Raw genomic sequence first — 13,819 nt, 5'->3', positions numbered from 1 at the left:
TTCATAATTAAAAGCCAATTTCTAAATTCTAGAAATTGGCTTTTTTTAAATTTAAATTTATTTTAATTATTTTTAACATTATGATATAATATTCTTAATCCATTCATTAAATATTAATTATTAATTTAATGAATTAAAAATTAAATATTGGAGTTGTTGAATATGAAGTTTTCAAAGTGGGCAACTGCGCTAGCAACAGTTGCTTTATTTTCAAGCGTGGGCGCTACTTCTGTAAACGCGATGTCTACATATAATCAAAAACAGGCTGCTGTTACCAGCATTCCTCAAGTAAGGGTAGTTCAAAACCCTAACATCACTAGAAGTTTACCAACTTATAGTTTTGGAAAATACCAACTAAATAATGCCGGTAATCTTAACCACATTAAGGTTAGTGGTGGTGCTACTAATGTTAGTTTTACTACCCATGCCTTTTTAATGACCAGTCAAGGTTCTCCACAGAGTGGGGTGTTGGTAGGTAAGTACTTGTACGCAATGTACAACCAAAACCGGAGTGAAAGTGATAATGATGCTAATGACTACATCGTTCGTTACGATATGAGTAAACTCCAAAACCACGTTTTCCCTACTGATGCAATTAAGGTTGGACCTACTTTTAGAGGGGGGCATGGACAATCATTATCCTATAACCCAAAGACTAAGCAATTATGGTACTTAAATATTGCTCGTGGATCTGCTACTAGTGCTTCAGCTGAATTAGTTAGTCAAAAGACTTTGAAGCCAACTAACCGGGTTCAATTTAAGTTCTCTACTAATGGTAGCTCCATTGATAATAACTTAACTTTTGATAAGTACGGTCGGGCTTACACTTACGTTAAGAGTGGTGGTGGAAGTGTTCCTCAAGGAGCTTACAAGATTTACCGTGGGACCATCTCAACTAAGGGGGTTCACTTTACCCTAATGAGAAGCGCCATCAGACATGCTGCCGGTGCGATTCCACAAGGTTTCTCATACAATCCAAAGAATAACCGCCTTTACTTTATTTCTGATGGAAGTATTGTTTCAGCACCAGCTGGCAAGTTGAACAACCTTTCCAAGTCAGATGTTAAGTACATTCATGCTGATACTAACCGTGAATTTGAAGGGATGATCTTCAATAAGAGTGGGAAGGGTTACCTAATCACACTTCGTCCTGATGAAATCATGACCATGAAGGGTTCATTCTAATTAATTTAATATTAATAACTCAAAAAGCATTCGAAACTATTTCGGGTGCTTTTTTGTGTTGAATAATCTTAAAAAATATTTAATAATTAATTAGGAACTAAATCAAGGGGGCTTGAAAATGAGTAAAAGAAGAAAGACTAAGACGAGTAAAAAGGGAACCACAATTGGAATTATTTTTGCATTTTTGTTTATAATTTACGCATTTGGGAGTCAGTCAAATGGTGACAATAACTCAAGTAGCAAGCAGAGTAGTCGGGTGGAGCGAAGGAGCTCATCCGCAGGCGATGGGAGCTCTAAAGAAACAAGCAGGCATGCTAGTGAGCACGCCAAGGCGAGTTCCAATCAGGAGCATTCCACTAGCAAGGTTCAACATTCAACTAAGCATCAAAAAACCGCAGACTTAGTTGCCGAATTAGCAGCTAAAAATTACCATAGCGGACAAGCAGCATACATAAACGTTAATGGCGGGAATAGTACTTTAAAAGCCAGCGACTGGACCAGTAATCATATTAAATATGCTGATTTAGATGGGTTAAACCGCACTGCTGCTGCTAATACAGCTTATCTAGAGAGTCGCAACGTTGCTAATGACTCCCTGCGGACAACCCAAACCGTTTATCCAACTGGATGGCATCAGAAGTTTATTAATCATACGGCCATCATTAATCGGGGTCACATGATTGCGTATAGTTTATCAAAGGGTATTTCCGTTGATGGAACCTATAATCCTAGTGATCAGTCTGGAGATCAAAATAACCCGAAGAATCTGTTTACCCAGACGGCGTTCAGTAATCAACGGGTTCAAACAATTTATGAAACGAAGGTTCGCGACGCCCTGCGGGATGGTGAGCGGGTTATCTATCAGGTTCAACCAATTTTTAGGGGTTCAGAATTAATGGCGCGGGGGGTTCATCTACAGGCGCTTTCGACTAACGGGGAATTAAATTTCAACGTATATTTATTTAACGTTCAACCCGGTGTGGTTTTTGACTATTCTTCTGGGCGCTCGAAGATTGACCATTCAATGACCGTGCCAACGCCTGCGGGGGCCCCAACTTTTTATGACAACAATTCATTTGGCAGCGATCACCGGTACCGGAGTCACCATTCAACCTGGGGCACTGCTGCGGGGGCGTACGCTACTTACCGTATTTATAAGCACTATCGTTACCACCATGACTATTACAAAAATTATTCTCACCCCAAATACCACTACTATCACCGGTATTAAGCGGATAAATCAATCTCACTAAATTAGTTAGTGGGATTTTTTTATTTATTTTCAAATTTTGTTTGACAAATAAAAATAAAAGGAATATTATAAGTTCAACATAAATTATTAAAAGTTACTGAGAAAAGATGAGTAATTAGTTGTAAGCATCACAGAAAGCCACGGTTGTTGAGAAGTGGTATGTAAGCGATTAGTGAAGATGGTCTTGGAGTAACCACATAGTGGGTGAGTTAGTAATAATAAACCTACTACGATTAACAACCGTTAAATTGTTTGAGTATAGCTGTTATTAGTGTACTTATTGAGGGCTAGTCCGATCTTGACTAGCTAAATTAGGGTGGTACCGCGTACATAATGCGCCCCTAGATGAGCAGAGTTAGAGCTGTTTATCTAGGGGCGTTTTTTTATGCATTTTTTCTAATTTATGTAAATACAATCTAAGGGGTTTTAGAATATGACAAAAACAATTATCGGATTTCCAAGAATTGGTGAACATCGTGAATTAAAATTTGCTACTGAACATTATTGGAAGCACCAAATTGATCAATCTGAATTATTAGCAAAGGCGCATGAAATTAAAGTTGCGCACTGGCAAGCCCAAAAGGATGCCGGGATTGATTTAATTCCAGTTGGTGATTTTTCATTCTTCGATAACCTGCTAGACACAGCAGTGTCACTCAACATTGTATCAAAGCGGTACCGCGATTTGAACGTTTCTGAATTAGATGAATACTTTGCACAAGCACGGGGATACCAAACAGATACTGAAACGGTTCGGGCCCTCCCAATGAAAAAGTGGTTTAACACAAATTACCACTACATCGTTCCAGAATTTACCAAGCGGACTGACGTTAAATTAATTGGGAACAAGCTATTTGATGAAATTAGCGAAGCTAAGGAAGCGGGAATTAATCCTAAGGCTGTGATTGTTGGTCCATACACCCTCTTGAAGCTTTCCCGATTCTTGGATGGCACCAAGCCAGCTCAATTTGTTCAACCATTGATTGCAGCATATCAAGAACTACTTGCTAAGTTAAATCAAGAGGACGTTAAGTTCTTACAAATTGATGAACCCGCATTATCATTTGATGTTGATGCCGCTGAAAAAGAAGTTTTTAATCAACTATACGACTCAATTTTAGCTGATGATTCCGGTGTCAACATCATTTTACAAAGTTACTTCGGGGACATTCGGGATGTTTATGATGACGTAGTTAACAAGCCATTTTACGGGATTGGATTAGATTTGCTAGAAGGGCACCAAAACGTTGATCTAATTAATCAACACGGCTTTCCAGCTGATAAGCACCTCTTTGCTGGGGTGGTGAACGGGAAGAACATTTGGCGGAATCAATACGACCATACCCTAGCATTGCTTAGTGAAATTAAGACAGATGCACCAGTTGTATTAAGCACCTCATGTTCGTTGCTTCACGTTCCTTACTCAGCTGCCAATGAAGATAAGTTAGGTTCAGATGTTAAGCAACACTTAGCATTTGCGATTGAAAAATTAGCCGAATTAGTTGATTTAGATCACATTGTCAACCACGATGCAGAAGGCGCAGATTTATTAGCTAAGAACCAAGCATTGTTTAAAAACGTTAAGCATCCACTCAACACGGCAGTTCACGATCGAATTAACGCATTAAGTGCTAATGACTACACCCGCCTTCCCGAACGGAGCGAACGTGAAAAGGTACAAAAGGCAGAATTTAAACTACCAGTGTTACCAACCACTACGATTGGTTCCTTCCCCCAAACAGCAGATGTGCGCGCAAACCGGCGGAAGTTTAGACACCAAGAAATTACCCGCGAACAATACGATCAATTTAACCGGGATAAGATTGCTAGAATCATCAAGATTCAAGAAGACTTAGGATTAGACGTGTTAGTTCATGGTGAATACGAACGAAACGACATGGTTGAATACTTTGGTGAAAAATTAGATGGATTCGTATTTACCCAAAACGGGTGGGTTCAATCTTATGGGACCCGGGGCGTTAAGCCACCAATTATCTGGGGTGACATTAGCAGAAACGCACCAATTACGGTTGCTGATTCCGTTTATGCTAATCAATTAACGGACAAGTGGGTGAAGGGAATGCTTACCGGACCAGTAACCATCTTTAACTGGTCATTCCCACGAGAAGATATCGCTAGAAAGGAAACCGTTACTCAAATTTCATTAGCATTACGGGACGAAGTATTGGACCTTGAAAAGAACGATATTAAGATCATTCAAATTGATGAACCAGCCTTACGGGAAAACCTACCATTACGGAAGTCCGACTGGTACAAGGAATACCTTGATTGGGCAGTTCCAGCATTCAGATTAGTCCACAGTGGCGTTCAAGAATCAACCCAAATCCATACTCATATGTGCTACAGCGAATTTGGTGACATCCTAAAGGCAATCGATAACCTAGATGCCGATGTGATCTCATTCGAAGCCTCCCGGGCTGATTTCACATTAATTGATGAATTAGTGGCCGATGATTTCCAAACTGAAGTAGGACCAGGGGTTTATGATATCCATTCACCACGGATTCCATCTGAAGCAGAAATTCAAGACTTGATTCAACAGATCATTAGTAAATTACCAGTTGATAAAATCTGGATCAATCCAGATTGTGGGCTTAAGACCCGTTCTGAAAAGGAATCATTTGATAGCCTAAAGAACATGGTGGAAGCCACTAAAGTAGTAAGGGGGAGCATTTATGAACATAGCTGATCTTTTTAAACACAAAACAGTGTTTTCACTTGAAGTCTTTCCACCGAAGAAGTATTCTTCCGTGGAAACGGTATTACCGACCTTGACGGCCTTAAAGAACGTTAATCCGGATTTCATTTCGGTCACTTTAGGGGCTGGTGGTTCTGCGCAAAGCGATGGAACGGTAGCGGTAGTAAACTTAATTCAAAATCATCTTAACATTCCAGCAGTTGCGCACGTCCCAGGGCTATATCAAGATCAAATTCAAGTTGATCAGCTAATTCAGCGCCTTCAATCAATTAACGTTGATAATATTTTAGCCCTACGTGGGGATGCAATTCCTGGACTGTCCCCCCGGGGCGTCTTTAACCACGCGAGCGATCTAATTGCCTACGTGCATGAAAAGTATCCAAACATTAACATTGCTAGTGCTTGTTATCCAGAATGTCATCAAGAGGCCACTTCATTTTTGGATGATATCAACCATTTAAAACTAAAGATTGATTCTGGAAGCGACCACTTAATCTCCCAACTATTCTTTGATAATAACCATTTCTATGACTTTCAAGAAAAGTTAGCGTTAGCTGGCATTAATGTTCCGGTGGAGGCTGGAATTATGCCTTGTACCAGTAAAAACCAAATTGAACGGATTGCGCAAATTTCAGGAGTCCCTGTTCCTGAAAAATTCAAAAAGATTTTGAATCGCTATGCCGACAATAAGGTTGCATTAAAGGATGCTGGAATTGCATACGCAATCGACCAAATTGTGGATTTAGTTTCACAGGGGGTCGATGGAATTCACCTTTATACGATGAATAAACCAGATGTGGCCCAACGAATCTGGGATGCTACCAAGAACATCTTTGGGGCGACTAAGGTTAAGGACGATGGCGAGCTAAAGGTTAAATAATTTCAAACTAGAGTAATCAGTGCTAATTCACTGGTTACTCTTTTTGATTCAAAATAATTGCATTAAGCGGATTATTTAATACAATGGTCTTGTAGATGGGTTCAAAATAAATTAGTTATAATAAATTATTAATAATAAGGAGCGGTAAAATGACAAAAACATGGTTAATTACAGGAACTTCAACTGGTTTTGGAAGGGAATTAGCAGAACAATTAGCATCACAAGGTAAGGTTAATATCGTGGCAAGCGCCCGGAAACCAGAAGAATTATCCTATTTAGATCAATATGACCACGGGCAAATTTTAAAAACCAAACTAGACGTTACTGACGCCACGCAAATTCAATCAACGGTGTCAGAAGCGTTGGCTAAATTTGATTCGATTGACGTTTTAGTCAATAATGCTGGATTGGGTTATTTTGCAACCTTTGAAGAAAGTGATGAAAAACAAACCCGCTACATGTTCGATGTTAACTTCTGGGGATTAGTGGACATGATCAGGGCGGTGCTACCAACAATGAGAAAGCAACGTGCTGGAATAGTTGTGAACCTCTCTTCCATTGCTGGAATTAAGGGGACGACTGCCCTTTCATTCTATAATGCAACTAAGCATGCTGTTGAAGGGGTTAGCAAGGGGCTACAAGCTGAGGTAGAACCATTGGGCATTAAGGTCATGTTAGTGGAACCCAGTGCCTTTAGAACCGATTGGTCTGGGCGTTCATCGCTAAAGGCAATTAGTAAGATTGATGACTACAAGGCGCTTTCCAACCAACGAATCGCTGGTCGGAGTGACGACGATCATGGCCAAGCCGGAGATCCAAAGATTGCCGCTGAAATCATTATTGATCAAGTGGAAAACCATTCGGCTGATTTACCACTTCACTTACCACTGGGGAATTCAGCAATTGATTCTGGATTAAAGGAATTCAAACAAAATGCTGCAGAATATAAAAAGTATGAAGACCTTGCTAGATCAGCTGATCGGCCTAATGAATAAAATTAAAATTAGAAAATGATTAAAAAATCATTGACATTTTAATTAAGTTCAATGTATACTAACATCAATTAATAAATGAACCGATTAATTTAATGGATTCGGGAGTTAGGTTTACCAAGCGAGTGCCGGTTGATGGAAGGGCATTAAACGCTAGTTCTTTAAAGATTAAATTAAAACAGCGACCGCTTTTCGAGGCGGTCTGGTAGTCACCCATTATCGTGATTAGGATTTTTATAATCCGCAAGAGGAGCCAATTGGCTTAAAGATAGGTGGTACCACGTTGATAACGTCCTTCAGAATTTTTCTGGAGGACGTTTTTTGGTTCATACATAAAAAAGGGGATTGATGATATGAAATACGGTTTTATTGGTGCAGGAGCAATGGGATATCGTTACGGAGTAATGATGCAAGAAAACGCTGGAATTGAAGTTGATTTTGTAGATTCATGGAAACCAAACGTTGAAAAGGTCCGTGAACAAGGTGGGGTTAAAGTCGCTCGGGACCACGAAAATCAACACATTGTCCCAATTAACATTTACTATCCAGAAGAATATACCGGTCATCCAGATGTATGGATTATCTTTATGAAACAGATGCAATTAGCCGACGAACTGGAACGGGATGCGGCTGCTGGCATTTTCCACCGTGATCAATACGCCTTTTCAGCAATGAATGGGATGGGCCACTTTGAAAAGATTGAAAAATACTTTGACCGCGACAAAATCATTTGTGGAACCGCAATGATTGCAACCAGGATGGATGGCCCTGCAGACGTGGATTTCATGGGTCCAGAAAATGGTGAAGTCATGCATATGGCTCCATACGACAATGAACCAGCTGATGAAACCACTAAGCAAGTGTTCAATGACTTTAAAGCTGCTAAATTAGGTCCCGTAATGGCAACCGAATGGAAAGGAATGTGTATGTCTAAGGTGGTTTACAACGCCGTAGTGAACACCCTTTGTACCATGTTCGAATTACAAATGGGCCAATTTATTGAATATCCTAAGGTGCCTGAAATGGCGACTCAATTATTCAATGAATCGTTCGATGCGTGTGAACGAGCTGGAATTCAAATGATCGAAACGCGCCAGGAACAAATCGATTCGGTAACGACCACTAGTCATCAATTTAAGTACCACTATCCTTCAATGTATCAAGACTTCTCTAAGGGTCGCCCAACGGAAGTGGACTACATTAATGGGTACATCGCAGAAATTGGCCGTGAACATGACTACGTTTGTCGAACCCATGAATTTATCGTGAACGAAGTCCACATGGTGGAATTAATGCGGAAGTACAAGCATAACAATTAATCATAATATCAAATCACATAGTAACACCACATAATGCACGACTTAATTAATTATTTAATTAACCCATAGTTTCATCCCTCACATACTAATTACGTGAAGTTTAGAATTAATTTTCTAAACTTTTTTTATTTTAACTGTTGACATTCAAAATGAAACGGATTATTATATCCATAACATATTAATTAGAAGTTACTGAGAAAAGATGAGTAAACATTTAGCTGATTTTAACAGAGAGCCCTGGTAGATGAGATTGGGTATTTGAGCTAGTGTCGAAGATGGTCTTGGAGTAATTTTAAACGGTGAGTTAGCTTAATTAGCCGTTTACGACATAACACCCGTTAAAGTGTTGAAGGATAGCTCACTCAGTGTCCGGAGATGGTTGGACCCAATTGTCCAGCTAAATAGGGTGGTACCGCGTACTACATAGAACGCCCCTAGTTTTTGGAAGTAATATTCCGAAAGCTAGGGGCGTTTTTTTATTTGAAAAGGAGGAAATCACAATGGCAGTTAATGTTAAAAATGGATTTTTAAAGGTTGAAAACAAGTGGAATAATCAAGAATTGGACCAACCACTTCAAATTTTAATTTTAAATTTGATGCCCACTAAGGAAGTTACGGAGCGGCAATTTTTGAATATTTTAGCTGTTTTAAACCAAGACGTTGAAGTAACCTTCTTATATCCACAGACGCACCACTTTAAGACGGTTGATCAAGACCGAGTTGCCAAGTGTTATTGTAGTCTGCAGGATGTGTACGATAACTACTATGATGGATTGATTATTACCGGCGCCCCAGTTGAACAACTTGACTTTCAGGATGTTGATTACTGGAATGAATTTTTAGCCATTAAGCAGTGGTCGACTAACCATGTTGGCCAAACGATTAACGAATGCTGGGCCTCCCAAGCTGCTCTATATTGTGATTTCGCCATCCCTAAAACCGAATTAAAGCAAAAATTATTCGGAATTTATCAGGCCAGCAGCATTAATCCAAACTGTCGGCTTTGTAATAATTTATCGCGATTTGTGAATCCCCAATCGCGGCATTCACAATCACTAATCAATCGGGAATCATTACCAACTGAATTAACGATTGTCGCTGATAACCAGTTTACCGGTCCCCTCATCTTACATTCAGATGCTAAGCGCCAAACCTACTTAACTGGTCATCCTGAATACAGTTTAGACACGTTAGATACTGAATACCATCGGGACTTAGCTAAGAATTCAGTCATCGATGCACCAGCAAACTACTATGATCGGAAACACCAGATTGAAAACACTTGGCAAAACAGTAGTATCCAGTTATATCAAAACTGGGTGGATTTAATTGAAAGCGAGGAGTTTAACTATGACAGAAAAGCAATTGCACTTTGAAACCCTTCAGGTCCATGCGGGCCAAGTCGTTGATCCATTTACCGGTGCTCGGGCGGTACCAATTTATCAAACCACTTCGTATGTGTTTAAGGATGCCCAACAAGCTGCCGACCGGTTTGGCCTTAAGGATCCGGGAAACATTTACACCCGCTTAACGAACCCCACTACAGACGTAGTTGATAAAAGGGTTGCCGCTTTGGAAAACGGCACTTCAGGAGTAACGCTAGCAACTGGTTCGGCTGCGATTACCGCTGCCATCCTTAACATTGCTGGACAGGGGGATGAGATTGTTGCTGCTAGCACGCTTTACGGTGGAACGTATGACTTATTTGCGGTAACGCTTCCCAAGTTAGGAATTAAGACCCACTTTGTTGATCCAGATGATCCTGAAAACTTTGCGAAGGCGATTACACCCAAGACTAAGGCCGTTTACGTAGAAAGCATTGGAAATCCAAACATTAACTTAGTTGATTTTGAAGCAATTGCAAAGATTGCCCATGAAAATAAAATTTTGTTCATTGTTGATAATACGTTTGGGACGCCATACTTAGTTCAACCACTAGAACATGGTGCTGACGTTGTGGTTCATTCTGCTACTAAGTTCATTGGTGGTCATGGAACCACGATGGGTGGCGTGATTGTCGAAAATGGCAAGTTCGATTATCAGGCCAGTGGCAAGTATCCAGGCTTTACTGAACCGAATGATCAATACGACGGGCTCGTTTTTGCCGACCTAAAGGGGGCTGCATTTACCACTAAGGTTCGGGCCGAAACGCTTCGTGACTTAGGGGCAACGATTAGTCCGTTTAACTCCTTCCTACTCCTTCAGGGGCTTGAATCACTATCATTACGGGTTGAACGCCATGTTTCAAATACTGAAAAAGTGGTTGACTTCCTAGCCCAACATCCGAAGGTCGCTTGGATTAAATACCCATACTTAAAGGATAGTAAGTACCATCAACTAGCTGAAAAGTACTTCCCGAAGGGGGTTGGCTCCATCTTCACGATTGGTTTGACCGGCGGCGAGAAGGCCGGGAAGGAATTGATTAGCCATCTTAAACTATTCTCATTACTAGCAAACGTTGCAGATGCAAAGTCATTGATTATTCACCCAGCATCAACGACTCATGCCCAGTTAAATGATGAACAGCTTAAGGAAGCGGGTGTCACTCCCGACTTGATTCGAATTTCAATTGGAATTGAAAACGCAGATGATTTAATTGCAGATTTAAAGCAGGCGCTTGATAAGGTTTGATCAGGCCCCAAACATTGTTGAAAGGTAAGTGATTGAAATGTGTAGTGACTGTAATTGGCAAAAGAAAATTGATACGATTTTAGCGCAAGCGGGGAACCGCGTGGATAATGTAACGGGTGCGATTTCAATGCCATTGTATTTCTCAACGGCATATCGGCACGAAGGATTAGGAAAATCCACTGGGTATGACTATTCTAGAATGACCGAACCAACGCGTGACGTGTTGGAAGACGTGTTAGCAAAGCTAGAAAATGGTTGTAAGGCCTACGCGGTTTCATCAGGCATGGCCGCAATTCAACTGGTTTTTACCCAGTTCAATACTGGTGATCACATTGTGGTTTCTGACGATCTATATGGTGGTTCATTTAGATTTTTTGACCTGCTGACTAAGCATTACCACCTCCGGTTTAGTAAGTGGAATGGGAATGACTACCAAGAATTAGACCAGCTCTTAAAGGACGATGCAAAGGCGGTTTGGATTGAAACGCCTTCAAATCCTACCATGAAGGTAATCGACATTGCGGCCGTTGCCACCCACGCCCACGAAGTAAACGCACAGTTAATCGTTGATAATACATTCTACACTCCATTGATTCAGCAACCATTGAACCTTGGAGCTGACATTGTCGTTCACAGTGCTACTAAATACCTATCTGGACATAATGATTTACTTGCCGGAGTAGTAATTTGTAAGTCAGAAGCAACTGCAGAAGAAATTGGGAACAACCTAATTACGATTGGATCGAACCTCAGTCCGTTCGATTCCTGGTTATTGATTCGAAGCTTAAAGACATTGCCATTACGTCTACACAAGCAGGAAGAAAACGCTCAGGCAATTGTTAAGGATTTAAAGAATTCCGACCTAGTCGAATCAGTGTTATACCCTGGACGGGGTGGGATGATTAGTATCTACGTTAAGCCCGCCGTGAATGTTGACCGCTTTTTACAACACCTTCAAGTTCTCTCATTTGCAGAAAGCCTGGGTGGCACCGAAAGCTTGGTCACCGTTCCAGCAATCCAAACCCACGCTAATTTAAGTAGGGAAGTTCGTGAAGCGGCTGGAATTACTGACAACCTTTTGCGGATTTCCTGCGGAATTGAAGCCAGTGAAGATTTAATTCATGACTTAAATCAATCGTTAACGATTGCTAGTGATAAGGTGGAGGTGAATGAAAATGGCAAGTAACCAATTTTCCGATTGGACCAAGGTGATTAAAAGCACTACGAAGCCCGATAAAGAAACTGGCGCAATTAATCCCCCAATTCAACTTTCATCCACCTTTGAACAACGTGATTTTGATCACTTTGGGAAGTGGGATTATTCTAGAAGCGGCAATCCTACCCGCGACGTGCTTGAAGATAGCATTGCTAGCCTTGAGCATGGAACCCGTGGTTTTGCATTTGCCACTGGGATGGCTGCGATTTCAACAGCCCTTTTAACCCTGACCCAGGGTGATCACATTATTTTAACCAAAAACGTTTATGGTGGGACCTTTCGACTGGTAACCCAAGTGTTAGTAAAGTATGGAATTGAGTATACATTTGTAGACCTTGGCGATGAAGACGCCCTTAGAAACGCCTTTCAAAAAAATACGAAGGTCGTCTACATTGAAACCCCGTCTAACCCCACCTTACAAGTCACAAACATTGCCGATGTTGCAAAAATTGCTCACGAACACGATGCATTGGCATTTGTTGACAACACATTCATGACCCCGATTTTACAAAAACCATTAGACTTAGGTGCTGACTTGGTTTTGCATAGTGGAACCAAGTTCTTAGCCGGGCATAGTGATATCCTAGCCGGCTTAATCGTTACCAAGGATCCATCCCTTGGCGATCAGGTGTACTTCTTGCAAAATGCAATGGGGGCTACCCTGGGCGTCTCTGACTGTTGGCTGTTATTACGTGGAATCAAGACACTCGCAGTAAGAATGGAAAAGGAATCAGCAAACGCATTGGAATTGGCAACCTGGTTGGAACAACAACCACTAGTAACTAAGGTGAACTATCCGGGCCTCCCTTCATCCCCTGAACACCAAGTTCAAGCCTCCCAAGCAGCATCTGGTGGTGCCGTACTTTCCTTTGATATTGGTAGCGAAGATAATGTCCGCAAGCTAGTCGAGTTGGTTAAGATTCCGGTCTTCTCAGTTTCATTAGGTGCGGTAGAATCCATCATTTCATACCCACCTAAGATGTCCCATGCCGAAATGAGTCCGGCTGAACGGCATGTCCGGGGCATCACGGATGGTTTGCTAAGATATTCAGTTGGACTGGAATCGGTTGAAGACCTCAAGGCAGACCTGAAGCAAGCTTTTGATCAAATTAAATAGGAGCATCAAACTGTTAAAACGATTTGTTTTAGCAGTTTTTTTAGTTTTGATGTTGACAAATGTAGACAACCGGAATAGGATTAAATTATAAAGTTTACATATGTAAACACAACTGGAAAGGAGCAGTTCGATAATGATAAAAATAATGGTGCTGATCGTGGGATTAGCATTGATTACCTTCATCGCGTGGTGGTTCTTTGGGAAGCATGCGACAGCTAGTGAGGCATCTGAAGTCGTCGGCAACCACCAAACGGTAGCTGTTGAAGTTAACGGTGGCTACGCTCCAGAAACGGTCGAGTTGACTGCGGGCGTCCCAGCAACGCTTAATTTTACTAGGCGGGATGCGTCGGGCTGTTTGGATCACGTGGTTTTTAATGATTTTGGTATTAATCAAGCGTTGCCAAAGGATCAAACGGAAGCGATTGATATTGATACCAGTAAACCGGGCACATATCAATGGGCTTGTGGGATGGATATGTTTCATGGAAAACTAATTATTAAATAGGAA

At 41.1% G+C, this 13,819-nt stretch carries 10 protein-coding genes, 1 pseudogene and 2 other annotated features; all 11 genes and pseudogenes read left to right on the top strand.

Translation table 11 applies throughout. The features are described 5' to 3' along the window. Window positions 1-162 precede the first annotated feature (162 nt). Entirely contained in the window at window positions 163-1,185 is a 1,023-nt protein-coding gene (locus HZL42_RS08785; protein WP_219283296.1) for a hypothetical protein, read from the top strand. Between the two features lie 118 nt (window positions 1,186-1,303). After that, window positions 1,304-2,218, top strand: a pseudogene (locus tag HZL42_RS08780) (DNA/RNA non-specific endonuclease); the annotation flags it as partial. Between the two features lie 309 nt (window positions 2,219-2,527). Beyond that, window positions 2,528-2,783: a binding site (T-box leader), on the top strand. An 87-nt stretch (window positions 2,784-2,870) separates the two neighbouring features. Continuing rightward, window positions 2,871-5,147 carry a 5-methyltetrahydropteroyltriglutamate--homocysteine S-methyltransferase gene (gene metE / locus HZL42_RS08775; RefSeq protein ID WP_219283294.1) on the top strand — a complete coding sequence of 759 codons (2,277 nt, stop codon included), beginning with the start codon at window positions 2,871-2,873 and terminating at the stop codon, window positions 5,145-5,147. Next, window positions 5,134-6,036, top strand: a complete 903-nt coding sequence (metF, locus tag HZL42_RS08770; RefSeq protein WP_219283293.1) for a methylenetetrahydrofolate reductase [NAD(P)H] — start codon at window positions 5,134-5,136, stop codon at window positions 6,034-6,036. The genes metE and metF overlap by 14 nt, the downstream gene beginning before the upstream one ends. A gap of 149 nt (window positions 6,037-6,185) precedes the next feature. Continuing rightward, window positions 6,186-7,031: an oxidoreductase gene (locus HZL42_RS08765; protein ID WP_219283292.1), complete on the top strand. Its 846-nt coding sequence runs from the start codon at window positions 6,186-6,188 to the stop codon at window positions 7,029-7,031. 350 nt (window positions 7,032-7,381) lie between these two features. Continuing rightward, on the top strand, window positions 7,382-8,347 hold the full coding sequence (locus HZL42_RS08760) for a ketopantoate reductase family protein (protein ID WP_219283291.1): 966 nt from the start codon (window positions 7,382-7,384) through the stop codon (window positions 8,345-8,347). Between the two features lie 185 nt (window positions 8,348-8,532). Then, window positions 8,533-8,786 (top strand) — a binding site (T-box leader). A 61-nt stretch (window positions 8,787-8,847) separates the two neighbouring features. Then, window positions 8,848-9,723 (top strand): homoserine O-succinyltransferase, encoded by an 876-nt coding sequence (locus HZL42_RS08755; RefSeq protein ID WP_219283290.1) that lies wholly within the window; start codon window positions 8,848-8,850, stop codon window positions 9,721-9,723. After that, window positions 9,698-10,978 carry an O-acetylhomoserine aminocarboxypropyltransferase/cysteine synthase family protein gene (locus HZL42_RS08750; protein WP_219283289.1) on the top strand — a complete coding sequence of 427 codons (1,281 nt, stop codon included), beginning with the start codon at window positions 9,698-9,700 and terminating at the stop codon, window positions 10,976-10,978. Before HZL42_RS08755 ends, HZL42_RS08750 begins: the two co-directional genes overlap by 26 nt. A 37-nt stretch (window positions 10,979-11,015) precedes the next feature. Beyond that, entirely contained in the window at window positions 11,016-12,164 is a 1,149-nt protein-coding gene (locus HZL42_RS08745; RefSeq protein ID WP_219283288.1) for an aminotransferase class I/II-fold pyridoxal phosphate-dependent enzyme, read from the top strand. Continuing rightward, window positions 12,154-13,311, top strand: coding sequence for an aminotransferase class V-fold PLP-dependent enzyme (locus HZL42_RS08740; protein WP_219283287.1), 1,158 nt, complete (start codon window positions 12,154-12,156; stop codon window positions 13,309-13,311). The genes HZL42_RS08745 and HZL42_RS08740 overlap by 11 nt, the downstream gene beginning before the upstream one ends. A gap of 133 nt (window positions 13,312-13,444) precedes the next feature. Beyond that, window positions 13,445-13,816 carry a cupredoxin domain-containing protein gene (locus tag HZL42_RS08735; RefSeq protein WP_219283286.1) on the top strand — a complete coding sequence of 124 codons (372 nt, stop codon included), beginning with the start codon at window positions 13,445-13,447 and terminating at the stop codon, window positions 13,814-13,816. The last annotated feature ends 3 nt before the right edge of the window (window positions 13,817-13,819 follow it).

The organism is Lactobacillus sp. Sy-1 (genome assembly GCF_019303535.1).
Classification (GTDB): Bacteria; Bacillota; Bacilli; order Lactobacillales; family Lactobacillaceae; genus Nicoliella.
This window is presented reverse-complemented; position numbering and strand designations above follow the sequence as displayed.

Excerpts from the sequence above, each read along its gene's own strand:
- HZL42_RS08785 (WP_219283296.1), top strand. The coding sequence starts at position 163 with ATGAAGTTTTCAAAGTGGGCAACTGCGCTAGCAACAGTTGCTTTATTT.
- metE (WP_219283294.1), top strand. The coding sequence starts at position 2,871 with ATGACAAAAACAATTATCGGATTTCCAAGAATTGGTGAACATCGTGAA.
- metF (WP_219283293.1), top strand. The coding sequence starts at position 5,134 with ATGAACATAGCTGATCTTTTTAAACACAAAACAGTGTTTTCACTTGAA.
- HZL42_RS08765 (WP_219283292.1), top strand. The coding sequence starts at position 6,186 with ATGACAAAAACATGGTTAATTACAGGAACTTCAACTGGTTTTGGAAGG.
- HZL42_RS08760 (WP_219283291.1), top strand. The coding sequence starts at position 7,382 with ATGAAATACGGTTTTATTGGTGCAGGAGCAATGGGATATCGTTACGGA.
- HZL42_RS08755 (WP_219283290.1), top strand. The coding sequence starts at position 8,848 with ATGGCAGTTAATGTTAAAAATGGATTTTTAAAGGTTGAAAACAAGTGG.
- HZL42_RS08750 (WP_219283289.1), top strand. The coding sequence starts at position 9,698 with ATGACAGAAAAGCAATTGCACTTTGAAACCCTTCAGGTCCATGCGGGC.
- HZL42_RS08745 (WP_219283288.1), top strand. The coding sequence starts at position 11,016 with ATGTGTAGTGACTGTAATTGGCAAAAGAAAATTGATACGATTTTAGCG.
- HZL42_RS08740 (WP_219283287.1), top strand. The coding sequence starts at position 12,154 with ATGGCAAGTAACCAATTTTCCGATTGGACCAAGGTGATTAAAAGCACT.
- HZL42_RS08735 (WP_219283286.1), top strand. The coding sequence starts at position 13,445 with ATGATAAAAATAATGGTGCTGATCGTGGGATTAGCATTGATTACCTTC.